The organism is Streptomyces sp. LBL (assembly GCF_029893585.1).
Lineage (GTDB): Bacteria > Actinomycetota > Actinomycetes > Streptomycetales > Streptomycetaceae > Streptomyces.
The window spans coordinates 1-24,734 of the sequence record NZ_JARXYX010000005.1 but is presented as its reverse complement, the minus strand read 5'-3'; the positions used below and the strand labels follow the sequence as shown (position 1 = coordinate 24,734).

Sequence of the window (24,734 nt, the reverse complement as noted above, 5' to 3'; positions counted from 1 at the left end):
TGCGGGGAGGGGAGGGGAGGGGAGGCCGGGCGGACGGCTCTGGAAGACTCCCCGCTTCTGAGAGGGCAAGGGCCCGGCCCCGGCCCCGGCCCCGGCCCCGGCCCCGGCGCCGGCATTCGGCTGGAGTTCTCGGGTCGGCGGTGGGGTGTCAGTGAGGCGCTCTAGACTCGGAGAGCGATGAGCAGCCTCTTTGATGACAGCTTCCTGGCGAACCTCCAGACCCCTCGTGGGCACGAGGAGGAACCCCCGCCGCCGCCCGAGGACGATCACGTTGCGGAGCCCGTTCCGGACGATCTGTTCGGCGGGAAGTTCGACGTGCCGCCGGACCGGGACCCGTACTACCGCGACGGCGCCCCGCGCCCCGTGGTGGACGCGGCCGCGCTGCTGGAGGGGCTGAACGAGAACCAGCGGGCCGCCGTCGTGCACCACGACACCCCGCTGCTCATCGTGGCCGGCGCCGGTTCCGGCAAGACCCGGGTGCTCACGCACCGCATCGCGTACCTGCTCGGCGAGCGGAACGCGCACCCGGGCCAGATCCTGGCGATCACCTTCACCAACAAGGCCGCCGGCGAGATGAAGGAGCGCGTCGAGCAGCTCGTCGGCCCGCGCGCGAACGCGATGTGGGTGATGACGTTCCACAGCGCGTGCGTACGGATCCTGCGCCGGGAGTCCAAGAGGCTCGGCTTCACGTCGTCCTTCTCGATCTACGACGCCGCCGACTCCAAGCGTCTGATGGCCCTGGTCTGCCGCGACCTGGACCTCGACCCCAAGCGCTACCCGCCGAAGTCCTTCAGCGCCAAGATCAGCAACCTCAAGAACGAGCTGATCGACGAAGAGGACTTCGCCGCCCAGGTAACTGGGGGCACCTCCCAGGCTATCGGCTCTGGGGGAGGATTCGAGAAGACCCTCGCCCAGGCCTACGCGATGTACCAGTCCCGGCTGCGCGAGGCGAACGCCCTCGACTTCGACGACCTGATCATGACGACGGTCAACCTGCTCCGCGCCTTCCCGGACGTCGCCGAGCACTATCGCCGCCGCTTCCGGCACGTCCTCGTCGACGAGTACCAGGACACCAACCACGCCCAGTACGCCCTCGTACGGGAACTCGTCGGCTCCTCCGAGCACCCGGTGGACGTACCGCCCAACGAGTACGACGTCCCGCCCGCCGAACTGTGTGTCGTGGGCGACGCCGACCAGTCGATCTACGCCTTCCGCGGCGCCACCATCCGCAACATCCTCCAGTTCGAGGAGGACTACCCGAACGCGACGACGATCCTGCTGGAGCAGAACTACCGCTCCACGCAGACGATCCTGTCCGCCGCCAACGCGGTCATCGAACGCAACGAGTCCCGCCGCCCCAAGAACCTGTGGACCAACGCGGGCGCGGGCGCGCGCATCACCGGCTATGTCGCCGACACCGAACACGACGAGGCGCAGTTCGTCGCCGACGAGATAGACCGCCTCACGGACGCGGGGGACGCGAAGGCGGGAGACGTCGCCGTCTTCTACCGGACGAACGCCCAGTCCCGTGTCTTCGAAGAGATCTTCATCCGTGTCGGCCTGGCCTACAAGGTCGTCGGCGGTGTCCGCTTCTACGAGCGTAAGGAGGTCCGGGACGTCCTGGCCTACCTGCGGGTCCTCGCCAACCCGGAGGACTCCGTCCCGCTGCGCCGGATCCTGAACGTTCCCAAGCGCGGCATCGGCGACCGCGCCGAGGCGATGATCGACGCCCTGTCCCAGCGGGAGAAGATCAGCTTCTCGCAGGCGCTCAAGCGCGTCGACGAGGCGTACGGCATGGCCGCGCGCTCGACGAACGCCGTGAAGCGGTTCAACACGCTGATGGAGGAGCTCCGTACGATCGTCGACTCCGGCGCGGGCCCGGCGACCGTCCTGGAGGCGGTGCTCGAACGCACCGGCTATCTCGCCGAGTTGCAGGCCTCCACCGACCCCCAGGACGAGACCCGGATCGAGAACCTCCAGGAACTCGCCGCCGTCGCCCTGGAGTTCGAACAGGAGACCGCGGAGGGGGAGGCGTCCGGTTCGGTCCCCGGTACGCTCTCCGCCTTCCTGGAGCGGGTGGCCCTGGTCGCCGACTCCGACCAGATCCCCGACGAGGACGAGGACGGCTCCGGAGTCATCACCCTGATGACCCTGCACACCGCCAAGGGCCTCGAGTTCCCGGTCGTGTTCCTCACCGGCATGGAGGACGGCGTCTTCCCGCACATGCGCGCCCTCGGCCAGACCAAGGAACTGGAGGAGGAGCGGCGCCTGGCGTACGTCGGCATCACCCGCGCGCGGGAACGGCTGTATCTGACGCGGTCGTCGCTGCGCAGCGCGTGGGGACAGCCCTCGTACAACCCGCCCTCCCGCTTCCTGGAGGAGATCCCGGCGCAGCACGTCGACTGGAAACGCACGGGTGCCACGTCACCGGTGCCCTCCGGCCCGGTGTCCGGTGTGGCGGCCGCACTGTCCTCGTCCCGCTCCCGCTCGTCCGCCTCGGGCGCTTCCGGGTTCGCCACCCGTCGGACCTCGGAGAAGCCGGTGGTCGCGCTGGCCGTCGGGGACCGGGTCACGCACGACCAGTTCGGACTGGGCACGGTCGTCGGTGTGAAGGGGGCCGGCAGCAACGCGGAGGCGACGGTCGACTTCGGCGAGGAGAAGCCGAAGCGGCTGCTGCTGCGGTACGCGCCGGTGGAGAAGCTGTAGGAGAAGTGTTCCAGGCGCGTTCCAGGCGCGTTCTGGGCGCGGTGTTGCGGGAGACGGGGGTCTGCGGGCGGCAAGCCCCCGGTCCTGCGTGGTCCTACGACCGTCCCGCGTGGTCCTATGTCGGGTCGATGCCGTGGCTGCGCAGCCACGGCAGCGGGTCGATCGCCGAGCCACCGGCCGGCCGTACCTCAAGGTGCAGGTGCGGGCCGGTCGAGTTGCCCGAGTTCCCGGAGTACGCGATCGGGTCGCCGGCCTGCACGGTCGTCCCGGAGGAGACTCGGTAGGTGGAGAGGTGGCAGTACCACGTCTCTGTGCCGTCCTTCGCCGTCAGGATCAGCATGTTGCCGTACGCGCTGTTCCACTGCGTCCGCACGGTGCCGTCGGTCACGGCCTTCACGGTCGTGCCGTAGGAGACGGGGAAGTCGATGCCGGTGTGCACGGACATCCAGTTGATACCGGACTGGCCGAAGTAGGCGCTGAGCCCGGGCTGGGCGACCGGCAGCGCGTACTTGGGACGCAGCCGCTCCTTGCGGGCCGCCTCCGCGGCCGCCTGCTTCCGCTCGGCCTCCTGCTGGGCCTTGAGGTCGATACGTTCCTGCGTCCGGCTGACCCGGTCGCTGAAGTCGTCCGCCTCGGCGGAGAGGGTCTTCAGCTGGGTGTCCAGCTTGTTGTTCGCTGTGGACGGCTTGACGGCGGTCGCGTCCGACGCGGCCGCGGTGTTCGACGCGTCCGTGTCGTCCTGGGTCAGAGTGGTGACCGAGGCGGCGGCGATCCCGGCGACCCCCATCACGCATGCCGAGGGCACGGCCACCGTGAGCAGGGCGGACCGCTTGGCGGGCATACGACGACGGGAGCGTGACCCGCTGCGAGAGGCGGCGCGGGACGACGTGGCCGGGGCCGGGGTGGCCGCGGCCGGGGTGGGGACGACCTCTTCCTGGTCGTCGACGAGAGGGGAGTCGGCGTCGGACGGAAAATCCGACAGGACCGGCATCTCGCCGGTGGCGCTCAGCCCACCCTCGTGCGGAGGGTGCTCGCCGTACGCGACCTGGTCGAAGGTCGCCGTCTCCTGCTGGTCGAACGCCTCGCCCTGCTGCTGGTACTCCTCGGCGCCGGCCGCTGTGTGATGGCCGTCGGAGTTCCACTGGGTGGCGTCGTACGCCCCGGTGTCGAAGGCCTGCGTGCCCCATTCCCACTGCTGGGTCTGGTCGGCCTGCTGGGTCTGGTCGGCAGGGGCGCCGGAGTGGTGGGGCTGGAGCCAGGCGCTCGCATCCCACTGACCGCTGATGTCGGGGCCGGTGGCCTGCGGCGGGATCGCGGAAAGCTGCTGGTGCTCGGCGGTCCAGGCGGTGGCGTCGTACCCGCCGGTGTTGTACCCGCTGGTGTCGTAGGCGCCGGTGTCGTACGCGGCGTGATGCTGGGCCGCGTACATGTCGTAGTTCAGGGTCTGGTGGCCGCCCGTCGACCAGGTCCCCGTGTCGTAGGATCCCGTGGCCTCGCCGGGAAGGCTGCCGAAGAGGGGGTCCGACTCGAAGGTCGCCGACGCGGTCGTCGCGTAGGTGCCGGTTTCGAAACCGGTGGCGTCATAGCCGCCATACGTGGTGAGGTCGCCGTACTGGGCTTCCTGGGTGCCGTACGACGCGTAGGTCGCCGGGGCGGCGTCGGAAGCCGGAGCCGGGGTGGTCATACTCCCCGACGGGTGACGGTCGTTCACCAACTTCTCTTTCGCCTCGACAACAGGGGCTGGCAGAGCAGTGCGGCGACTGTACCCGGCGGTATGCGGGCGCGACAATGTTCGTCAGGTTTCCCTGGCGCAGGAAACGGGCATTCGGCCGTGTTTCGGGGGACTGAGGGCGAGGGTTTGGCCTTGCGTTCGAAGGATGTTCGATAGGGGACCGTCGTCGGACCGGCGTTCTGCCCGCCGTCGGGCCGCTCTCGCGCTGCCGACGGGTCGCTGTCGGACCGCTCTCGTGCCGCTCTCGTGTCGCCGTCGGGTCGATGGCGGACTGTCCTCCCGTGGCTCTTCTCCTGCTGTCCGGGGCGGGTGCGGAAAGGGTTCTCGTGGCGGCTGCGGCGGGTTACGAGGCCGGGGTGTGGGGCGGGGCACGGGGCGCGGGTCATGGATTGCGCCGGTTTTGCGCCGCTTTACGCCACTGTGAGCCCGCCGGAGCGCGAGATGGTTTCCTCACCCGGGCGTGCCGTGTCGAGAACCCGCCGTATTCCGGACGCGACGGCTGGGTGCACGGGCAGGGCGAGGTGACCGATGCCGGTCACCCGGATGTTCTCCGCGATCAGGTCGGGGTGCTCGACGCAGGCGGTCTCCAGCGGGTCCATCAGATGGTCCAGATCGCTCCAGAAACTCACGAAATGCGTACGGCAGCCGGGTGCCGGGAGGGTCAGTTCCTCGATCAGATCCGAGCCGGGGCGCATCTGGCGCACGATCGGGTGCGCGTTCGCCAGCGGCGCCACCCGGGTGCCGGAGTGCGGGGTGCCGAGCGTCACAAGTGTGCGGATGCGGAGGTCGCCGCCGAGTCGCTGCACGTAGTACCGCGCTATCAGCCCGCCCAGGCTGTGCCCCACGACATCGACCTGTCGGCTGCCGGTGCGCTCGCAGATCTCCTCTATGTGCCGGCCGAGCAGCGCCGCCGCGGTGCGAATGTCGCAGGTCAGCGGCGAGTAGTTCAGCGACTCGATCTGCTGCCTGCCGTGCTGGGCGAGGCTGCGGCGCAGCAACACGAACACCGAGCGGTTGTCGATGAACCCGTGCAGCAGCACGACCGGGGGCTTGGCCTCCCTGGGCAGCTGGGCCGCGCCGTCCTCCGGGGCGGGGATCGGGGGCACGGGGGCGCGACGCTCCTGGGTGATGCCGGAGGGGTAGAGGAGGAGGTGGCCCGCGAGGATCGCGATCTCCAGGGCGGTCGCCTTCAGGAGGGCCAGGGAGAGTCCCGCCAGTTTGCTCGGAAGCAGACGCTGGCAGAGGGGAAGAAGGGGAAGTGCTGCCCCGGTCACCTTCATGGCCGACCTCCTGTCGGCACACAGGGGGACGGCGCTGTCCTTCGTGTGCCCTCTTGGGGAGGCGTGGCGAAGGCTTTCGACGGAGTGCGAGCGGGGCGGGTGGGGGCGATGACCTGGTGAGGCTCCCTGCCGGTGTGGCGACGAGGTGCCCCGCTGCCGTGCCTTACCTGCCCTGCGTGCCCTTCGCGCCCTCGTCGATACGCCTCACCGCCGCGGCGCGCGGCCTGCGGCGCGGCGGCGAGGCGACCTCGTTGCGGCTCCCGAACGTGTCCCATCGTGTGATTTCCCCCTCTGTATCCACCGCGAAACTGCCGGTTGCGGGATGCTGGCGATAACGTTCGTTCACTTTCCCGGCCGGAATGGGTACGGCAGTACTCGTCGGTACAGATGGATGCAGTCGTTTCATGGAGGCAGTGATGGGTGTGGCAGCCGGTCCGATCCGCGTGGTGGTGGCCAAGCCGGGGCTCGACGGCCACGATCGCGGGGCCAAGGTGATCGCGCGGGCGCTGCGCGACGCCGGTATGGAGGTCATCTACACCGGGCTCCACCAGACGCCCGAGCAGGTCGTCGCCACCGCGATCCAGGAGGACGCCGACGCGATCGGGCTGTCCATCCTGTCCGGCGCGCACAACACGCTCTTCGCGGCCGTGATCGACCTGCTCAAGGAGCGGGACGCGGAGGACATCCTGGTCTTCGGCGGCGGGATCATCCCCGAGGGAGACATCGCCCCGCTGAAGGCGAAGGGCGTCGCGGAGATCTTCACGCCGGGGGCGACGACGCAGTCGATCGTGGACTGGGTGCGCGCGAATGTGAGGCAGCCGGCGGGGGCGTAGACCGTCGTCCCCTGCCGGTCGATCCGGCGGGACGGGCCGACCGTCCGGGCGAACGACGTGCGGGGACTCTGCCGCCGGCCCCCTGTCCGGCTTGGACCTGTCCGGAGACTCCGGCCCCCTGTCCGGCCTGAACGTGTCCGGGGACGGTGCCGCCGGACCCCAGTCGGTCCTGAACGTGTCCGGGGATTCTGCCGCCGGGCTCTCATCCGGCCTGAACGGCCTCGTCCTCAGGCGTCGGACGGCCCGAGGGGCCGCGCCGCCCCCAGTTCCTCCTGCATCGCCGCCCGCAACCGCAGGGTGGTCACCAGGCGCTGGAACGCCTCCGCCCAATACCCCCCGGCCCCGGGACTGGCCTCCTCCGACTCGTCCGGCACCGCCATCAGCCCGTCGAGCCGGCTTCCCTCCGAGGGGTCGAGGCAGCGCTCCGCCAGGCCCATCACTCCGCTGAAACTCCATGGGTAACTCCCCGCGTCCCGTGCGATGTTGAGCGCGTCGACCACAGCCCCGCCGAGCGGCGCGGCCCACGGCACCGCGCATACTCCGAGCAGCTGGAACGCCTCGGACAGACCGTGGACCGAGATGAACCCGGCCACCCAGCCGGCCCGTTCGGCGGCGTCCAGCGTGCCCAGCAGCTTGGCCCGCTCGGCCAGGGACACCGCCCCGGGGCCGCCGGCCTCGGGTGCCGCGGGTGCCCCGAGGAGCGCCCGCGCCCACGCGGCGTCCCGCTGTCGTACCGCGGCCCGGCACCACGCGGCGTGCAGTTCGGCCTGCCAGTCGTCGGCCACAGGCAGTGCCACGATCTCCTGGGGCGTACGCCCACCGAGCCGCCCGGGCCAGGTGCCGAGCGGCGCCGCCTCCACCAACTGGCCGAACCACCACGACCGTTCCCCCCGCCCAGCGGGAGGCTTGGCCACGACACCGTCGCGCTCCATGCTCGCGTCGCACTCGTGCGGCGTCTCGATCGTGAGCGTCGGTGTGTCCCCGGTGTGGTCGACCGCCACGCACGTCCCGGCCCGCACCGCCATCCGTCCGGCGAGCGCCGAGCCGGGCAGCGCCGACAGCAGCTCCGCCGCCGTCGCCCGTACGTTGCGGCTGCGGTCGGTCAGCGCCTGCTCCAGGAAGGGCTCGTCCTCCGCGGCCAGGCCCGTGCGCAGGGAGTCGAGGAACATCAGCCGGTCCTCGGCCCGTTCCGTCGTCCAGGTCGAGGCAAGCAGCTCGCGCGCGGTGGCGGGCTCACGGGACCGGATCGCGCCCAGCAGGGCGACCCGCTCCGCGAACAGTCCTTCCTGCCACAGCTGTCGGATCGTTCCGGTGTCCTCGGGGTGGGGCAGCGTCGTGCCCCCGCCCGGTGTCGCGCGCAGGGCGAACCGCCAGTCCGGGTTCAGCCGGGCGAGCCACACCGCGCGCGGTCCCGCGAACGTCAGTGCCGCCGGCCGCAGGTCCGTACGCCCCCGGGCCGCGTCCAACAGCGCGGGCAGCAGTTCGGACGGAGGGGCGTAGCCGCGGGCGTTCGCCGTGGTGAGCCATTGCGGCAGCAACTCCATGAGGTCCGGCGCCGCACCCCGGCGGCCACCGCCGCCCGCGCCGGGGCGGTCGGCCAGCAGCATCGCCAGTCTGCCCGCCGCCGCGGGGGGCAGGGGCTGGCGCGGGTCCTCCACCACCGGTTCCGGCAGCCGCGCCGCCCGCCCCGGTCGCAGGCCGGCCCGCCGTCGTACGGTCTCCACGGCCGCCGCGTCCAGCAGGGCCGGCGGGGCGTCCGGGCCGGGCGGACAGCCGGGTGGCGTGCGACGCTCGGTCCCGAGCAGGGCCGCTGTGACGAGTTCCTCCCAGGCGCCCGGGGCGGGCGCGTCCACAGGAGCGGAAGTCCTGGTCATGGGTTCCTTTCGGTTCCTCTTCGCGGGGGAGCCGGGGAGTGGTTGAAGAGTCACCCGGTCCGGGTGTCCCGTGAAGCCCGACACATGCGTGGATCGGGGGAGAGCGGGTGGATCGTCGGACGGGTGGGGCCGCTTGTAGCGCCGGTGCGCGCGTCGGTTCAGCACAGGGACACGGCCTCGCCCGCCCCCTCCGGCCAGGCCGTCAACGGGGTGAAGCCGCGGTGGCCGCACTCGCCGAACACCGTGACCGGGGCGCCGCCGGACAGGGAGACGAGCCGCCACAGGCCCGGACGGGAACGTGCGGTGGGCGTCAGCGGCAGCGCCGTCCGCCCGTCGGCGTCCGCCAACTGCCAGGAGTCGTCGTCCGGGGTGGGCACGACCCGTCCCAGCGTCACCGGGACGGAATCCAGCCACGGGTCGTCCCGCAGGGCCTCGCCGTAGCGGGCGGCCGCCTCGGCCGGGGTGAGCCCCGGCGGTCGTATCGCGGCCGGCGCGGGCGGGGCGAACTGCTCACCCAGGGTCACCCGCGGCTGCCCGGCACCCGGATACGCCGACACCTCCGCGTCCAGGACCAGCCCCACCGGCAGCGCCGGCTCCGGTGCGCGGCCGGCGGCGCCATAAGAGAGGAGCAGCGCCGTACGGCCGGACTCGGCGCCGTACAGCCATATCCGCCGGGTCGTCAGCCGGGCGTCCGCCGTGTCGTACTGGGCGAGGACCAGCCAGCGGTCCCGCAGCGGCGGGCCGTCCGCCGAGCCGGTCAGGCCGATGCGGGAACGGACCGTCGTCGCCAGGCCTTCGGGCAGTCGCTCCCGGCGCAGCCAGCCCTGGTCGAGAAGATGGAGCAGGGCGCACTCCTCCAGCAGCCGCACCGGCCAGCCCGGCCCGGACGACGGGATCGCCCCCAATTCCCGCACCCGCGCGGCCAGTCCGGAGGCCTGGGCGTCGACCATGCGGGCCGCTGTCTCCTCCCACATCCCGTACCCCGTCGACTGCGCGCCCGCCAGGCCGCCCCGCAGCAGGTCCGCCAGCCGCTGCTCCAGTTCCGTCGCCCCCGCGGTGATCCGCTCGGCCCGGCGCTCGGCGCGGCGCCGCGCCGCCTCCGGATCACCCGAGCCGGACGAGGAACCGGCCGCACCCGCCGACTGCTTCTCCTGCGCGCGCTTCCTTCTCCCCTCTATCCACTCCCCGGCCCACTCCGGCGGCTGTCCCGCCGGCACCGCGCCGTCCCCGCCCGCCCAGAGCAGCAGCAGCCCGAGCGCGTGCTTGCACGGGAACTTACGGCTCGGACAACTGCACTTGTATGCCGGACCGGACGCGTCCGCGATGTCCACGACCGTCCGATACGGCTTGCTGCCACTGCCCTTGCACAGCCCCCACACCGTCCCCTCTCCACAACTGCCCGCCTCGGACCATGGTCCGGCCGCGCCGAGTTTGCTGCCCGCCTTGCGTGACGCGGCGTCAGGCGCCAGCGACAACACCTGGTCCGCGCTCCAGCGCACCCCCTGCTGAGTCATGTCATCGAAGGTAGATCCCCCCACTGACAATCGGCCTCGCGAGCACGTTTTCGCAGGTCAGACCGCATTGTCAGTGGTGTGGTGCAGGGTGGACACCAGATCCGAACCGGCCGAGCTGGAGGGGGACTCAGCCATGTCTGTGTCTGCAGAACCTATGTCCGCACCCATGCGGGAGCAGGAGCCGAGCGAGGCCTTGCGGCCGCATGCCGAGGACGCCTTCGCGGAGGAACTCGCCGTGCTCGCCGCGCAGGACGACCGCCCGCGCCCGGCCCGCTGGAAGATGTCGCCGTGGGCCGTCGCGACCTACCTCCTCGGCGGCACCCTGCCCGACGGCACGGTGATCACGCCGAAGTACGTCGGCCCGCGCCGCATCGTCGAGGTCGCCGTCACCACCCTCGCCACCGATCGCGCCCTGCTCCTGCTCGGTGTGCCCGGCACCGCGAAGACCTGGGTGTCCGAGCATCTGGCCGCGGCGGTCAGCGGAGACTCCACCCTGCTGGTGCAGGGCACGGCCGGCACCCCGGAGGAGGCCATCCGGTACGGCTGGAACTACGCCCAACTGCTCGCGCACGGCCCGAGCCGTGGCGCCCTGGTGCCCAGCCCCGTCATGCGAGCGATGGCCGAGGGAATGACGGCCCGGGTCGAGGAGCTCACCCGGATCCCGGCAGACGTGCAGGACACGCTCATCACGATCCTGTCGGAGAAGACGCTGCCGATACCGGAGCTGGGCCAGGAGGTGCAGGCGGTCCGCGGCTTCAACCTGATCGCGACGGCCAACGACCGCGACCGCGGGATCAACGACCTGTCCAGCGCCCTGCGCCGCCGGTTCAACACGGTGGTGCTGCCGCTGCCGGAGAGCGTCGAGGCCGAGGTCGACATCGTCTCGCGGCGCGTCGACCAGCTCGGCCGCTCCCTCGACCTGCCGTCCGCGCCCGACGGTATCGACGAGATCCGCCGTGTCGTGACCGTCTTCCGCGAACTGCGCGACGGCGTCACGTCCGACGGCCGTACGAAACTGAAGTCGCCCAGCGGCACGTTGTCGACGGCCGAGGCCATCTCCGTCGTCACCAACGGCCTCGCACTGGCGGCCCACTTCGGTGACGGCGTCCTGCGGGCCGGTGACGTCGCCGCGGGCATCCTGGGCGCCGTCGTCCGCGACCCGGCGTCCGACAAGGTCGTCTGGCAGGAGTACCTGGAGGCGGTCGTCCGCGAGCGAGACGACTGGATGGACTTCTACCGCGCCTGCCGGGAGGTCGGCGCGTGAGCGACGGCGGGCGGGGACACGCGTACGGCGGTCGAACGGAGGCCGGTGGGGAGGGGCCGCTGCTGCTCGGGGTGCGGCATCACGGGCCGGGATCCGCGCGGGCCGTGCGGGCGGCGTTGGCCGCGGCCCGGCCGCGGGTCGTGTTGATCGAAGGCCCGCCCGAGGCCGACGCGCTGATCCCGCTCGCCGCGGACGAGGACATGCGACCGCCGGTCGCGCTCCTCGCCCACGCGGTGGACGAGCCCGGCCGCTCGGCGTTCTGGCCGCTCGCCGAGTTCTCACCGGAATGGGTCGCGATCCGCTGGGCCCTGGAGCACGACGTCCCGGCTCACTTCATCGACCTGCCCGCCACGCACACGCTGGCGTGGGGGAGCGACGACCGGGAGAAGGAGTCGTCTCAAGGGGAGAAACCCGAAGAGGAGGGTGCCGCACCGAACGGCGGGACCGACATCGGGTCCGACGCCCGGGCTGACGTTCGGGCCGATGTCCGGGTCGATCCGCTCGCCGTGCTCGCGGAGATCGCCGGTTATGACGATCCCGAACGCTGGTGGGAGGACGTCGTCGAGCACCGGGGGCCGGGCGACGGTGACCCCTTCGCGCCGTTCACCGCGCTGGAGGAGGCCATGGGGGCGCTGCGGGAGGCATACGGCAGTGGGGGCCATGACCGGGATCTCGTGCGGGAGGCGTACATGCGCCTTCAGATGCGGGACGCACAACGCCGGTTCGGGGAGGGGGTCGCGGTGGTGTGCGGGGCCTGGCACGTGCCGGCGCTGCGGCACAGGACCACCGTCGCCGCCGACAAGGCACTGCTGAAGGGGCTGCCCAAGGTCAAGACGGACATGACGTGGGTGCCGTGGACGTACCGCAGGCTGTCGCGGCACAGCGGTTACGGCGCGGGGATCGACTCCCCGGGCTGGTACGGGCACCTGTTCCGGACACCGGACCGGCCGGTCGAGCGGTGGCTGACCAAGGTGGCGGGGCTGCTCCGGGAAGAGGACCGGCTCGTGTCCTCGGCGCACGTCATCGAGGCGGTGCGGCTGGCCGGGACGCTCGCCACGATGCGGGGCCGCCCGTTGGCCGGCCTCAGCGAGACCACCGAGGCCGTGCGGGCGGTGATGTGCGACGGGTCGGACGTGCCGCTGGCGCTGGTACACGACCGGCTGGTCGTGGGGGACGCGCTGGGTGAGGTGCCGGCCGCGGCGCCCGCGGTGCCGTTGCAGCGGGACCTCGACCGGACACAGCGCAGGCTGCGGCTCAAGCCGGAGGCCGCGGAGCGCGAGCTGGAGCTCGACCTGCGCAAGGAAACCGACGCGGAGCGCAGCAGGCTGCTGCACCGGCTGCGGCTGCTCGGCGTGGCGTGGGGCGAGCCGGCCGCCTCCCGCGGCAGCACGGGCACGTTCCGGGAGACCTGGCGGCTCAGGTGGGAGCCGGAGCTGGCCGTGCGGGTCGCGGAGGCGGGAGTGTGGGGGACGACCGTGCTCGGCGCCGCGACCGCCAAGGCGGAGTCCGACGCGGTCGCCGCGCAGGGCCTCGCCGAGGTCACGGCACTCGCCGAGCGCTGCCTGCTGGCCGACCTGCCGGACGCGCTCCCCACCGTGATGCGGGTCCTCGCCGACCGGGCGGCCCTCGACGCCGACGTCGGCCATCTCGCCCAGGCCCTGCCCGCCCTGGTCCGCTCCCTGCGCTACGGCGACGTACGCGGCACGGACACGGCGGCGCTGACAGAGGTCGCCGCGGGACTCGCCGAGCGGATCTTCGTCGGCCTGCCCCCGGCCTGCGCCGCGCTCGACGCGGACGCGGCCGAGGAGATGCGCCGGCATGTCGACGCGGTGCACGGCTCTCTGGGGCTGCTCGACGACGTCGCCGCACCGGCCCACGGCGACCTGCGCGCGAGGTGGCACACGGTGCTCGGAGTGCTGTCACGGCGGGACACCGTGCCCGGGGTGATCCGGGGCCGGGCCGTGCGACTGCTGCTGGACGGCGGGGAGTTGGCGCAGGACGAGGCGGCTCGGCTGATGGGACTCGTGCTGTCGCCGGGGACACCGCCGGCCGACGCGGCCGCGTGGATCGAGGGCTTCGTCGGCGGCGGTTCGGGCGGCGGGATGCTGCTCGTGCACGACGAGCGGCTGCTCGCACTGGTCGACGCCTGGCTGACCGGCGTGCCGGCGGAGGCGTTCACCGACGTGCTGCCCCTGCTGCGGCGCACGTTCTCGGCGTACGAGGCGGGCGTGCGCCGGACACTCGGCGAACTGGTCCGACGCGGGCCGGGGCAGCGAGGGAGAGAGGCGGCGGCCGGATCCGGCATACCCGGCTTCGCAGCGGACCTCGACGGCGAGCGCGCGGACGCGGTGCTGCCGGTCGTGCGGCTGCTGCTGGGGCTGGGCGGAGCGGAAGAGGACGCGGGCAACGACCTTGTAGGGGTGGCGCGATGACGACCGAGTGCCTGAGTGGGCCGAGGGAGAGGGCCGACGTGATGGACGCCGCGAAGGACGGACGCGGGCTGCGTCCGGAAGACCGACCGACGACGACCGTGCCGGTGATCCCGCTCTGGGAACGACTGCGTACGGGGGTGCAAGCATGACGACGGGACCGCGAACGGCGACGCCGCGGACGACGACGGGGCCGCAGTCGATCACCGGGCTGCGAACGGCGACTGGGCCGCAGTCGATCACCGGGCCGCGAACGGAGCCTGAGTCGCAGACGACGAACGGGGCCGGCGACCCGGCGCAGGAGCGGCTGCGACGGTGGCGGCTGGTGCTCGGGGGCGGCGCGGCCGACGGCACCGGGTGTGCGCTCTCCGGGCAGGACGCCGCGATGGACGGGGCGCTGGCCGCGCTCTACGGAAGGGCGGACGACGGGCAGACGGGCAAAAGGCAGACGGACAAAGACCGTTCGGCGGGGCTCGGGGCGTCGGCGCCGTCCGTGGCGCGCTGGCTGGGGGACATCCGGACGTACTTCCCGTCCTCCGTCGTCCAGGTCATGCAGCGCGATGCCATCGACCGGCTCGGACTGTCCACGCTGCTGCTGGAGCCGGAGATGCTGGAGGCGGTGGAGGCCGACGTCCACCTCGTCGGCACGCTGCTCTCGCTCAACAAGGCGATGCCGGAGACGACGAAGGAGACGGCACGGGCCGTCGTCCGCAAGGTCGTCCAGGACCTGGAGAAGCGGCTCGCCACCCGCACCAGGGCCACCCTCACCGGCGCCCTGGACCGCAGCGCTCGTATCAACCGGCCGCGCCACCACGACATCGACTGGAACCGCACGATCGCGGCCAACCTCAAGCACTACCTGCCGGAGTACGGGACGATCGTGCCGGAGCGGCTCATCGGGTACGGGCGTGCCTCCCAGTCGGTGAAGAAGGAGGTCATCCTCTGCATCGACCAGTCGGGGTCGATGGCGGCATCGGTCGTGTACGCGTCGGTGTTCGGGGCGGTGCTGGCCTCGATGCGGTCGATCAACACACGACTGGTCGTCTTCGACACCGCCGTCGTCGACCTCACCGACCAGCTCGACGACCCGGTCGACGTCCTGTTCGGCACCCAGCTCGGCGGCGGCACGGACATCAACCGAGCGCTCGCGTACTGCCAGTCGCAGATCACCCGGCCCGCGGAGACGGTGGTCGTGCTGATCAGCGACCTCTACGAAGGAGGCATACGGCAGGAGATGCTCAAGCGGGTCGCGGCGATGAAGGCGTCGGGGGTGCAGTTCGTGACGCTGCTCGCGCTGTCCGACGAGGGGGCACCCGCCTACGACCGGGAGCACGCGTCCGCACTCGCCGCGCTGGGGGCGCCGGCTTTCGCCTGTACGCCCGACCTGTTCCCGGAGGTGATGGCGGCGGCGATCGAGAAGCGGCCGTTGCCGATACCGGAGTCCGCGTGACCCTGTAACGGCACCGGGAGCGGGGCGATTTGTCGACCAATTGACATGACTTGGCCCAGCAAAACGGGACATGACTACTCATCGGTAGCGGGGGGCTTGCGCAACCTCGGGAGTCCCGTGCGAGGATCGACGACCATCAGCGGTGCGAAACGCTCCGCTTGTTTCGTACCGCTTGTTTCGCCGCGTACCGAGTCGTACGGCGTGTCATGCTCCGTCGCATGGAGGGAACTTCCCCGACTTGATCTTGTCTGCCGTCCTTTCCGGTGCTGCTCTGCGCGTGACGCGTAGGGCGGCCGGGCGGCGTGCGCTGCAAGTGGCGCTGCTGTTGGGCGGATTGTTCGCACTCGGGTTCCTCTGCGGGGAGCAGGCCCAGGCGGCGGACGGGATGGGCTCGGCTTCGGCCGTCGGCGGGTCGTCGGGCTCGGCCGGTGAGATGCCGTCGGCTTCGGCCGGAAACGTTCGGTCGGTGACGAGCGGTGCCGTTGCCGGGGTGGCGCACATCCCGGCGGTGGTGACAGCGGGGGCGGGGGCGGGGGCGCGGGCAGAGGCGGTGCCGGCCGAGCTGACTGGTCTCGAGCTGACTGGTCTCGAGCCGACTGCTTCTGAGTCCACTGCTTCTGAGCCCACGGCTCCTGAGCCGGGTGCCGGGTCTGGCAGCCGTCCGGTCGGTGACCTTGTGAACTCGGTGTCGGCGGGGCCGGCCGACGTGACGGCGCAGCTTCCTGCGCGGCCCGTCGGCGTGCCCGACTCGCCTGCACCGGGACTGCCGGGTCTGCCGGGCATACCGAGCCTGCCGCAGCTGCAGGGGTTCCCGACCGTGCCGTCCGAGCCGACGGTGCCGGCCCTGCCGGGTCTTCCGGAACTCCCCGGCCTGCCGACGCTCCCCGTGCACACGCTGCCGATCCACGTCACGCCCGCTCCCCAGCCGGGCTTGCCGTCGACAGCGACGGCACCGACGACCTCTTCGGCGATGGATGCGAGGGGCGGGCAGAGGTCGGAGGGACGTTCCGACACGGCGATGCCCCTCGCCTACGGCCCCCCATACGTTGCCGGCACCACCGTGACCCAGGCTGTGGCGCATCTGTCCGCGCACCGGGTCGGCCGTTCCGTATTCGCCCCCGTGCGTCAGGCGCCCACCCAGGGCCCGGGCGGTGCGCTGGGCGGCAAGTCGGGTCTGGACACCGGCTCGTCACGGCACGGCGGCAACGCGCACGCCGTCACCTTCGACCACCGGGCGCCGCTGAGCCTCGTACCCGGCGCCGCCGCGGGCGTCGACGCGGACGGCACCAGGGACAGGCACCGGGACATTCCCGTTTCTCCCGCCTAGGCAGGACCTTTCCCCCGTAGACCTGCCGCGCGGGGGCGGAAACAGGTCTGCCCGCCCGTCCGGATCCTCCTGCGATCTCCGGACGGAAGCCCTCGGAATTGTCCCCAGCCTTCCCAGTCCCGCAGCTCCCGTCGAGGAGCGCCGGACTCCTGAGGATCTAAGGATCTGACGCACGCCATGAACACGAACATCCGCCGTTCCATCGTGATAGCCGCCGGAGTCACCGGCGCGTGGGCGCTCGGCTCCGCCGCCGCCAGCGCGGACGAACTGCCCGCGGCTCCCGTATCGGCACCGGACGCGACCACAGACGCGATCACCGACGCACCCATCGACGCAACCAACGACACGGTCACCGCAACCCTCAGCGGTGTCACCGGTACCGTCGCGGGCACGCTCGACGGTGTCGTCTCCGACGTACAGGACACCGTCACCGGTGTCACCGGCGGCACGGTCACCGACACCGCCAGGAGGACGACGCCCGCAGGCGCCGCCGACCAGGCCCGCCGCTACGTCGACGCGAAGGTCACCGTCCCGAACGCGTCCAAGGTGAGGGGTGCCGCCGCGATCCAGGGCGCCAAGGCGGCCCGCGCCGCGCAGGCCAAGACCGCCACCGCCACCGCCACCGCGACCGTCGCAGGCGCCGGCGTCACAGGAGGGTCCGTCACCGGCGCCACCGTCACCGGCGCCACCACGGACGAGACCGTCTCCGCCGCCAAGGCAACCGTCTCCGGCGCGGACACCACCTCCCAGCACGGCATCGACTACCTCTTCGGCCCCCTCGCCGCCTTCGCGCCCGAAGTGGAGCAGGCACTGGCCGCCGCCCAGACGAAGCTGCAGGGCGCGCAGTCGGCGGCCCGTTCCCAGGCGCAGGGCGTCGACGGTGTCGTACGGACGAAGGCGCGGCACGCGGTCGCGGGCGCGGGTCGCACCGCGGCGGGTGCGACCGCGGCCGCGCAGACCACTGTCACCGGCGTCGAGGGCCGGGCCGTCGACACGCTCACCACCGTCCACGGCACGGCGGGCACCGTGGTGGGCGCTGCCGAGGCCGGCGTCTCCGCTGTCCCGAGCCATGTCACGGGCACGGTCGGCGGCGTGAAGCAGCAGGTCGTCGGCACGGTCTCAAGCGTTCCCGGCACAGTCTTCGCGGTCGTCGACGAGACGTCGGCCGCGGTCGTGCCGCCCGTGGTGACCAGCGCCGTGGACGGAGTCCTGCCGGTCGCCGGTCGGGGAGTGGCGGGCGTGGTGCCGGCCGCCGGGCAGGCCGTCGCCGGTGTCGGCCCGGTCGTCGGCCACACGGTGAACGGGGTGACACCGGTCGCCACCGGCACGGTGAACGTGGTGACGCCCGTCGCGGGCGGTGCCGTCACCGGGGTCGAGCAGACCGCGGGCCACACCGTCGGCGCGGCCACCGCGCTGGCGTCCGGGGTCGTCGCCGACGTCCGGCCCGTCGCGGGCGGTGTCGTGCAGGGGGTGCGGCCGGTCCCCGGCGGTGCGGTCGCCCAGGTGCGGCAGGCCACGCACGGCGTCGTCGCGGACGTACCCGCGTACGCCTCCGCCACGGTCGCGGGCGTCCAGCCGGTCGTGGGCGGCGTCGTCACGGACGTCCCGCCGTACGCCACCGGTCTGGTCGGCCAGGTCGCCGACGACACCACGGACGCCGTCCTGCCGCCCGTCGCGAACACGGTCGTGCACGGCGTGGTCCCGGTGGCCGGGCAGGCTGTCGCGGACGCGAGCGGGCCGGCGTACGGCGTCACCCAGGAGGTCGGGCCCTTCGCCGGAGGCGTCGTCGGCCAGGTGCCGCCGCTCGCGTACGGCGCGGCCGGGCACGCGACCGATCTGGCGTACGGCGTGTCGGGCCAGGTGCCCGCGTTCGCGCACGGAGTCACCGCCGCTGTCCAGCCCGTGGTCGACACGGTCGCCCGGACCGTCGGGGCGACGGTCCGGGCGACGGTCCGGCCCGTCGTCGACAGCGCCACGACGCTGGCGTACGGCGTCACCGGTGACGTCACGCCCTTCGCGTACGGCGTCGTCGGCGAGGTCGGCCCGTTCGCGCACGGGGTCGTCGGCCAGGCCGTGCCCTTCGCCGGGGACCTGACCGGGACCGTCCGGGACACGGCCGGCCCGCTCGCCGGCCACGCCGTCACCGGCGTCGAGGGCGTCGCCGACTCGATCACTCCGGCGTACGTCGACTCGCTCACCTCGGGCTACGCGCAGGACGTGCAGGACGCGCAGGACGTGCAGGGCACGCAGTTCACCCAGGGCTACGTGCAGGACGTACAGAGCACGCAGTACGCACAGAACCCGCACCACGGCAGCCCGTACCGCGTCTGAGTCAGCTCAGTCCGCGCAGTCTGTTGAGGCGGTGAGGCGCTCGGTCCGCTGAGGCGCCGAGTCGCTGAGTCCGCCCATCCCAACGACTCCGTGAGGCGGCAGGCTCCGGACGGCCGAAAACCGTCGGTCTGTCCGGCCGAAACCTCACGGCTGAGGCGGAAGGTCCCCATAGGCTTGGGGGCCAGCCGTCCTGCGCCCCCTGAGGGGGCTGTTCAAGGGACCTCACCGGGTCAACCCCAACCCGGTGAGGTCCCTTCTCTGCGGCACCCCGTGCCAGTGATCCCGGCATCATGTGACAGGTATCACCGCTCAGGTGTGACCCGCGATTTAGAGGGCCCCCGCAAGCAGCGATAACCTGCGAGACGGACATGCCGCGCGCTCGGACACCGTGTGCGCCTCCCTTGTGACTGACAGACGGTTGACGTCACGTTGCCCTCGCGGCACGCCCACGCAGACAACGAACCGCGAGATCACTGATAGGGACGGAAGCGCGTGGACCTGTTCGAGTACCAGGCGAGGGACCTCTTCGCCAAGCACGATGTACCGGTGCTGGCCGGTGAAGTCATCGACACGCCTGAGGCGGCCCGCGCAGCCACTGAGCGTCTCGGTGGCAAGTCCGTCGTCAAGGCCCAGGTGAAGGTCGGCGGTCGTGGCAAGGCCGGTGGCGTGAAGCTCGCCGCCACCCCGGACGAGGCCGTCGCCCGCGCGACGGACATCCTCGGCATGGACATCAAGGGCCATACGGTCCACAAGGTGATGATCGCCGAGACGGCCCCGGAGATCCTGGAGGAGTACTACGTCTCCTACCTCCTTGACCGTGCCAACCGCACCTTCCTCTCCATCGCGTCCGTGGAGGGCGGCATGGAGATCGAGGAGGTGGCGGCCAACCGTCCGGAGGCCGTCGCCAAGACGCCGATCGACGCCAACGAGGGTGTGACCCCCGAGAAGGCCCGCGAGATCGTGGCGGCCGCGAAGTTCCCGGCCGAGGTCGCCGACAAGATCGTGAACGTACTGGTCACCCTGTGGAAGACCTTCATCGCCGAGGACGCGCTCCTCGTCGAGGTCAACCCGCTGGCCAAGGTCGCCTCCGGTGACGTCATCGCCCTCGACGGCAAGGTCTCCCTCGACGAGAACGCCGAGTTCCGTCAGCCGGAGCACGAGGCCCTCCAGGACAAGGACGCGGCCAACCCGCTCGAGGCCGCCGCCAAGGAGAAGAACCTCAACTACGTCAAGCTCGACGGCGAGGTCGGCATCATCGGCAACGGCGCGGGTCTCGTCATGAGCACCCTGGACGTCGTCGCGTACGCCGGTGAGGCGCACGGTGGCGTCAAGCCCGCCAACTTCCTCGACATCGGCGGCGGCGCCTCCGCGCAGGTCATGGCGAACGGCCTGGAGATCATCCTCGGCGACCCGGACGTCAAGTCCGTGTTCGTCAACGTCTTCGGCGGCATCACCGCCTGCGACGAGGTCGCCAACGGCATCGTCCAGGCCCTGGAGCTTCTCAAGTCCAAGGGTGAGGAAGTCACCAAGCCGCTGGTCGTCCGACTGGACGGCAACAACGCCGAGCTGGGTCGCAAGATCCTCTCCGACGCCAACCACCCGCTGGTGCAGCGAGTGGACACCATGGACGGCGCGGCCGACAAGGCCGCCGAGCTCGCGGCTGCGAAGTAAGGAAGAGGGACAGACACAGCCATGGCTATCTTCCTCAACAAGGACTCCAAGGTCATCGTCCAGGGCATGACCGGTGCCACGGGCATGAAGCACACCAAGCTCATGCTGGCGGACGGCACGAACATCGTCGGTGGCGTGAACCCGCGCAAGGCGGGCACGTCCGTCGACATCGACGGCAACGAGATCCCGGTCTTCGGCACGGTCGCCGAGGCGATCGAGAAGACGGGCGCCAACGTGTCCGTCCTCTTCGTGCCGCCGGCCTTCGCCAAGTCGGCCGTCGTCGAGGCGATCGACGCGGAGATCCCGCTCGCGGTCGTCATCACCGAGGGCATCGCGGTCCACGACTCGGCCGCGTTCTACGCGTACGCCGTGTCCCAGGGCAACAAGACCCGGATCATCGGCCCGAACTGCCCCGGTCTCATCACCCCGGGCCAGTCGAACGCCGGCATCATCCCGGGCGACATCACCAAGCCGGGCCGCATCGGTCTGGTCTCGAAGTCCGGCACGCTGACGTACCAGATGATGTACGAGCTGCGGGACATCGGCTTCTCGTCGGCCGTCGGCATCGGCGGTGACCCGGTCATCGGCACCACCCACATCGACGCGCTCGCCGCGTTCGAGGCCGACCCCGACACCGACCTGATCGTGATGATCGGCGAGATCGGTGGCGACGCCGAGGAGCGGGCCGCGGCCTACATCCAGAAGAACGTGACCAAGCCGGTCGTCGGCTACGTCGCGGGCTTCACCGCGCCCGAGGGCAAGACCATGGGCCACGCCGGCGCCATCGTCTCCGGCTCCTCCGGCACGGCGGCCGCGAAGAAGGAGGCCCTCGAGGCCGCCGGCGTCAAGGTCGGCAAGACGCCGACGGAGACGGCGAAGCTGGCGCGCGCCATCCTCGGCAGCTGAGCACAGTCTGGTCGGCTGACGTGGTCAGCCGACAGTCGGTGGGCCCGTTCCCCTCACGGGGGGCGGGCCCACCGGCGTTGCTGAAGGCGCCGTCGCCCGGTCGTCGCGCCGGGCCGGTGGCCGACGCGGCACCGATATCAGCGCGGCACCGGCGCCGACATCGGCGCCTGGCATCGGCATCGGCATCGGCACCGGCACCGGCACCGGTATCAGCGCGGCACCGGCATCAGCTTCGCGGGACCGCTCACCGCTTTCTCCCGCATCTGCTTGCGAAGTTCCAGCTCTCCCTCCGACAAGGGTCCCGGCGCCGTCCTCGGTGGCACGCCCTGCACCGTCTCGCCCGGGGCGACCGGTGGTTCGTAGTGCGTGGGGGCCGTCCGCAGGGTCAGTGCCGTCGTGCCGACCAGGGCGACCGTGAAGGCGATGGCGGCCCGGGTCCAGAAGCGGGCCCGCCGTTCACTTTCCGTCCGCACGGTCGGCGGCTTCGGGGCGCGCAGCCGTTCCGTGGACGCCAGTGCCGCCAGCCGCCAGTGCAACTCCTCCGGGTCCGCAAGCTCCGGCAGCCGTGCCGCGATCGCCGTGCGCGCGTGCAGCAGCCGGTTCGCCGTCGCCGGAGTGCTCGCCTCCGTCTCCGCCGCCGTCTCCGGCAGATCGAGGCCGACACCGTCGTAGAGGACGAGGGCGCGGCGGTAGGGGGACGGGAGATCGAGGAGTACGTCGAGCAGCGCGCGGGCGGAGGTGTCGGCCGGGGGCGGCTCGGGGTGCCGGTGGCAGGGGCGGAAGCGGTGCCAGGGGGAGAGCGCGTACTCGTACACCGTCGCCCGCACCCAGCTTGCCGGGTCCCGGTCGCGGGCCACCTCCGGCCAGCGCTGCCAGGCCAGTTGGAAGGCCCGCTCCACCGACTCGCGCGCCAGCTCGCGGCGCCCGGTGAGCAGATAGGCCTGCCGGACGAGAGCGGGCGCGCAGAACGCGTACAGTGCGTCGAAGGCCTGAGCGGGGGTCAGGGGGGCGGGAGGCGCGGCATCGCGCGGGCGTCGGCGCTCCTTGTGCGGGGGAAGCGAAGTGGCAGGGATCTGCGTCACCCGGCACTCCTTCGCACGAAAAAGTACATAAACGTATATTGAGCGACACATCGGCGGTTGGCCTGTTACGGCGAGAAAGCGCGTGTCGTTGGGAGCATGGCGGTCGTGATCCAGATGACCGCTCGCCGCCCGCTGTTGTCGTCCCTGCTCACCCGGGTCCGCGACCGATCGCCCGGGCTGGCCCCCGGCCTCCTGGGCGGCGCCTTCGCCGCGGGGCTGGGGCTGGGCTCGTTCGCCGTGCTCGTGATGGTGCTGTGGATCAGTTCGCCGTATCCCGACAGCGGGCCTGACGGCGCGCTGCATGTCGCCGCGTCGCTGTGGCTGCTGGCGCACGGCACGGACCTGGTCCGCACCGACACGCTCTCCGGCGTCCCCGCGCCCATGGGCGTCACCCCGTTCCTGCTGCTCGCGCCGCCGATCTGGCTGGTGCGCCGGGCGGCGCGGGACGCGGTGGACGCGGGCGGAGAGGCCGGAGGGGCCTGGGGGGTCTGGGGGACCTGGGGGGGAAGCGGGGGGTGGGGAATCGGGGGAGCCAGGGGAGCCGGGGGAGCCGACGGGTCGCCGCCGCCGATTGCGGCGCGGACGGCCTGGACGGCTTGGACGGGGGTCGTCCTCGGCTACCTCGCCGTCGCGGCGGTCGCCGCGCTGTACGCCTCGGGCGGCGCACTGCGCCCCGCGTGGGGGTGGACGGCGGTGTGCTCTCCGGTGACGCTGGCGGGGGCGGCCGGGACGGGGGTGTGGAGGGCGTACGGCCGTCCGCGCGTGGCGGTGGACAGCGTGCTGGTCCTGTTGCCGGCGGGGGTACGACGGCTCGTCCCCGGGCCGGACGTGCGGGAAGGGCTCGGTGTCGCCGGGCGGGCGGCCGGGGCCGGGGTGGCGGTGCTGGTCGGGGGCGGGGCGTTGTTGCTGGCGGCCTCGCTGGTGTGGCACGGAGGGGCGGCGCGGGGCGCGTTCCTCCAGCTGACGGAGGGATGGTCGGGTCGGTTCGCGGTGCTGCTGCTGTGTCTGGCGCTGGTGCCGAACGCGACGGTGTGGGCGGCGGCGTACGGGCTGGGCCCGGGCTTCACGCTCGGCGTCGGCCATGCGGTGACCCCGCTGTCCTCGGCGCCGACGCCGCTGTTGCCACCGTTTCCTCTGCTGGCGGCCGTGCCGGATGCGGGGGCGGGGGCGGCGTGGAACTGGGCGGCGGGTTTGGTGCCGGTGGCTGCGGGACTGGTGATGGGGTGGTTCACGGGGCGGAGTGCTGCGGGGGGCGGTGCCGGGGCCGGGGTGGGGGTTGGGGTGTGGTCGTGCGAACGGACTGCTGTTACCGCCGGTGTGGCCGCTGTGCTGTGCGCGGGACTGGTGGCGGTGCTGGCCGGGTTGGCAGGTGGGCCGCTCGGGGTGTCCGCGTTGGCCCACTTCGGGCCGGTGTGGTGGCAGGCGGGGGGAGCGGCACTGGTGTGGACGGCGGGGGCGGGGGTTCCGGCGGCGTTGGGATTGCGGGCGTGGCGGTGCCGACGGGCGCGTCAGGGCGCCGGGTGAGGCAGGTCGCGGACGTCAGCTGCTGGTGCCCAGCAAACCCCGGAGTTCCTTCGGCAGAAGGTCCGTGCAGGACTGCTTGGCCTGGTTCGTCAGGGCGTCGTTCGTGCAGGTGTAGTAGTCGTTGTAGACCAGCTTGGCGGTGAAGCCCGCGGCGACCAGGGCGATGGCCAGGGACGCGGTGACCAGGCCGCTCACCGCGGCGGTTGTCTGGGGGCGGGCGTTCTGGACGGGCGCCGGGGTGTCCGGGTCGGCGGTGCGGGGCTTGGCGCGGAGGGCGCTGATACTCCAGTACATGGCCAGCGCACCGAGGAGCAGAGCGACGTACGGCCAGCTGAAGAGGGCGAAGAAGAAGGCCCACATACCGCTCAGCAGGGCGAACCGTGCGCGCCGCTGGGCCGGGTCCTTCGGGTCCCACCGCATGCCAGAGCCAGGGCCGGAGTTCCCCGGTCCCTCGGGGCCGTTGCTCGGGGCACCCGGACGTTCGCCGAAAGCGCCGGGGGAGCGGCCGGGCTGCTGGTCACTCCACTGGCTGCCCCAGGGGGAACCACCACCACTGTCGGCGCCCTGCGGAGGCTGTCCGCCGTCGGCCCCCTTGCCGTCCGCCGGACGGCGCGGTTGCCAGGGGCGGTCCGGCGTGCCCTCCGGCGGCGGAGCGAAGGGGTTGTCGTCGCGCCCGTCGATGCTGTCGCGCCCGTCGATGCTGTCGCGCCCGTCGGTGCTGTCGCGCCCGTCGGTGCTGTCGCGCCCGTCGGTGCTGTCGCGCCCGTCGGTGCTGTCGCGCCCGTCGGTGCTGTCGCGCCCGTCGGTGCTG

General features: G+C 72.2%; 14 protein-coding genes and 2 pseudogenes. 10 read left to right on the top strand and 6 right to left on the bottom strand.

Annotated elements, in window-relative coordinates:
* The first annotated feature begins 177 nt into the window (after nucleotides 1-177).
* The gene (gene pcrA, locus M2271_RS07115; protein WP_280886261.1) at nucleotides 178-2,706 is read left to right on the top strand and encodes a DNA helicase PcrA; all 2,529 of its coding nucleotides are present in this window, start codon (nucleotides 178-180) and stop codon (nucleotides 2,704-2,706) included.
* A gap of 115 nt (nucleotides 2,707-2,821) precedes the next feature.
* Here pcrA and M2271_RS07110 read toward each other — a convergent pair whose 3' ends face one another.
* On the bottom strand, nucleotides 2,822-4,390 hold the full coding sequence (locus M2271_RS07110; RefSeq protein ID WP_280886260.1) for a M23 family metallopeptidase: 1,569 nt from the start codon (nucleotides 4,388-4,390) through the stop codon (nucleotides 2,822-2,824).
* A gap of 458 nt (nucleotides 4,391-4,848) precedes the next feature.
* Nucleotides 4,849-5,718, bottom strand: coding sequence for an alpha/beta fold hydrolase (locus M2271_RS07105; protein WP_280886259.1), 870 nt, complete (start codon nucleotides 5,716-5,718; stop codon nucleotides 4,849-4,851).
* Between the two features lie 416 nt (nucleotides 5,719-6,134).
* On the opposite strand from M2271_RS07105, the gene M2271_RS07100 reads away from it, so the two are divergent.
* Nucleotides 6,135-6,551 (top strand): cobalamin B12-binding domain-containing protein, encoded by a 417-nt coding sequence (locus tag M2271_RS07100; RefSeq protein WP_280886258.1) that lies wholly within the window; start codon nucleotides 6,135-6,137, stop codon nucleotides 6,549-6,551.
* 227 nt (nucleotides 6,552-6,778) lie between these two features.
* On the opposite strand, the gene M2271_RS07095 is transcribed toward M2271_RS07100, so the two are convergent.
* Nucleotides 6,779-8,425 carry a DUF5691 domain-containing protein gene (locus tag M2271_RS07095; RefSeq protein ID WP_280886257.1) on the bottom strand — a complete coding sequence of 549 codons (1,647 nt, stop codon included), beginning with the start codon at nucleotides 8,423-8,425 and terminating at the stop codon, nucleotides 6,779-6,781.
* Between the two features lie 158 nt (nucleotides 8,426-8,583).
* Entirely contained in the window at nucleotides 8,584-9,939 is a 1,356-nt protein-coding gene (locus tag M2271_RS07090) for an SWIM zinc finger family protein (protein WP_280886256.1), read from the bottom strand.
* Nucleotides 9,940-10,072: 133 nt separating this feature from the next.
* On the opposite strand from M2271_RS07090, the gene M2271_RS07085 reads away from it, so the two are divergent.
* The 7 genes from M2271_RS07085 (at nucleotide 10,073) to sucD (ending at nucleotide 21,317) form a co-directional block, all read left to right on the top strand.
* Entirely contained in the window at nucleotides 10,073-11,203 is a 1,131-nt protein-coding gene (locus tag M2271_RS07085) for an AAA family ATPase (RefSeq protein ID WP_280886255.1), read from the top strand.
* Nucleotides 11,200-13,635, top strand: a complete 2,436-nt coding sequence (locus tag M2271_RS07080; protein ID WP_280886254.1) for a DUF5682 family protein — start codon at nucleotides 11,200-11,202, stop codon at nucleotides 13,633-13,635. The genes M2271_RS07085 and M2271_RS07080 overlap by 4 nt, the downstream gene beginning before the upstream one ends.
* Nucleotides 13,636-13,780: 145 nt before the next feature.
* The gene (locus tag M2271_RS07075) at nucleotides 13,781-15,082 is read left to right on the top strand and encodes a VWA domain-containing protein (RefSeq protein WP_280886253.1); all 1,302 of its coding nucleotides are present in this window, start codon (nucleotides 13,781-13,783) and stop codon (nucleotides 15,080-15,082) included.
* Nucleotides 15,083-15,788: 706 nt separating this feature from the next.
* Nucleotides 15,789-16,409: a hypothetical protein gene (locus M2271_RS07070; protein WP_280886252.1), complete on the top strand. Its 621-nt coding sequence runs from the start codon at nucleotides 15,789-15,791 to the stop codon at nucleotides 16,407-16,409.
* A gap of 177 nt (nucleotides 16,410-16,586) precedes the next feature.
* On the top strand, nucleotides 16,587-18,740 hold the full coding sequence (locus tag M2271_RS07065; RefSeq protein ID WP_280886251.1) for a hypothetical protein: 2,154 nt from the start codon (nucleotides 16,587-16,589) through the stop codon (nucleotides 18,738-18,740).
* 492 nt (nucleotides 18,741-19,232) lie between these two features.
* Nucleotides 19,233-20,411 (top strand): ADP-forming succinate--CoA ligase subunit beta, encoded by a 1,179-nt coding sequence (gene sucC, locus M2271_RS07060; protein WP_280886250.1) that lies wholly within the window; start codon nucleotides 19,233-19,235, stop codon nucleotides 20,409-20,411.
* 21 nt (nucleotides 20,412-20,432) lie between these two features.
* The gene (sucD, locus tag M2271_RS07055) at nucleotides 20,433-21,317 is read left to right on the top strand and encodes a succinate--CoA ligase subunit alpha (RefSeq protein ID WP_280886249.1); all 885 of its coding nucleotides are present in this window, start codon (nucleotides 20,433-20,435) and stop codon (nucleotides 21,315-21,317) included.
* Nucleotides 21,318-21,526: 209 nt separating this feature from the next.
* Here the strand turns inward: sucD and M2271_RS07050 are convergent.
* Nucleotides 21,527-22,321: pseudogene (locus tag M2271_RS07050) on the bottom strand (RNA polymerase subunit sigma-24); the annotation flags it as partial.
* A 174-nt stretch (nucleotides 22,322-22,495) separates the two neighbouring features.
* On the opposite strand from M2271_RS07050, the pseudogene M2271_RS07045 reads away from it, so the two are divergent.
* Nucleotides 22,496-23,905: pseudogene (locus M2271_RS07045) on the top strand (DUF6350 family protein); the annotation flags it as partial.
* 33 nt (nucleotides 23,906-23,938) lie between these two features.
* On the opposite strand, the gene M2271_RS07040 reads toward M2271_RS07045, so the two are convergent.
* Nucleotides 23,939-24,734 (bottom strand): hypothetical protein (locus M2271_RS07040; RefSeq protein WP_280886247.1); only part of this gene is annotated, 796 nt, incomplete at its 5' end.

Excerpts from the sequence above, each read along its gene's own strand:
- M2271_RS07100 (WP_280886258.1), top strand. The coding sequence starts at position 6,135 with ATGGGTGTGGCAGCCGGTCCGATCCGCGTGGTGGTGGCCAAGCCGGGG.
- M2271_RS07065 (WP_280886251.1), top strand. The coding sequence starts at position 16,587 with ATGAACACGAACATCCGCCGTTCCATCGTGATAGCCGCCGGAGTCACC.
- M2271_RS07110 (WP_280886260.1), bottom strand. The coding sequence starts at position 4,390 with ATGACCACCCCGGCTCCGGCTTCCGACGCCGCCCCGGCGACCTACGCG.
- M2271_RS07090 (WP_280886256.1), bottom strand. The coding sequence starts at position 9,939 with ATGACTCAGCAGGGGGTGCGCTGGAGCGCGGACCAGGTGTTGTCGCTG.
- M2271_RS07085 (WP_280886255.1), top strand. The coding sequence starts at position 10,073 with ATGTCTGTGTCTGCAGAACCTATGTCCGCACCCATGCGGGAGCAGGAG.
- M2271_RS07075 (WP_280886253.1), top strand. The coding sequence starts at position 13,781 with ATGACGACGGGACCGCGAACGGCGACGCCGCGGACGACGACGGGGCCG.
- M2271_RS07105 (WP_280886259.1), bottom strand. The coding sequence starts at position 5,718 with ATGAAGGTGACCGGGGCAGCACTTCCCCTTCTTCCCCTCTGCCAGCGT.
- M2271_RS07095 (WP_280886257.1), bottom strand. The coding sequence starts at position 8,425 with ATGACCAGGACTTCCGCTCCTGTGGACGCGCCCGCCCCGGGCGCCTGG.
- pcrA (WP_280886261.1), top strand. The coding sequence starts at position 178 with ATGAGCAGCCTCTTTGATGACAGCTTCCTGGCGAACCTCCAGACCCCT.
- sucD (WP_280886249.1), top strand. The coding sequence starts at position 20,433 with ATGGCTATCTTCCTCAACAAGGACTCCAAGGTCATCGTCCAGGGCATG.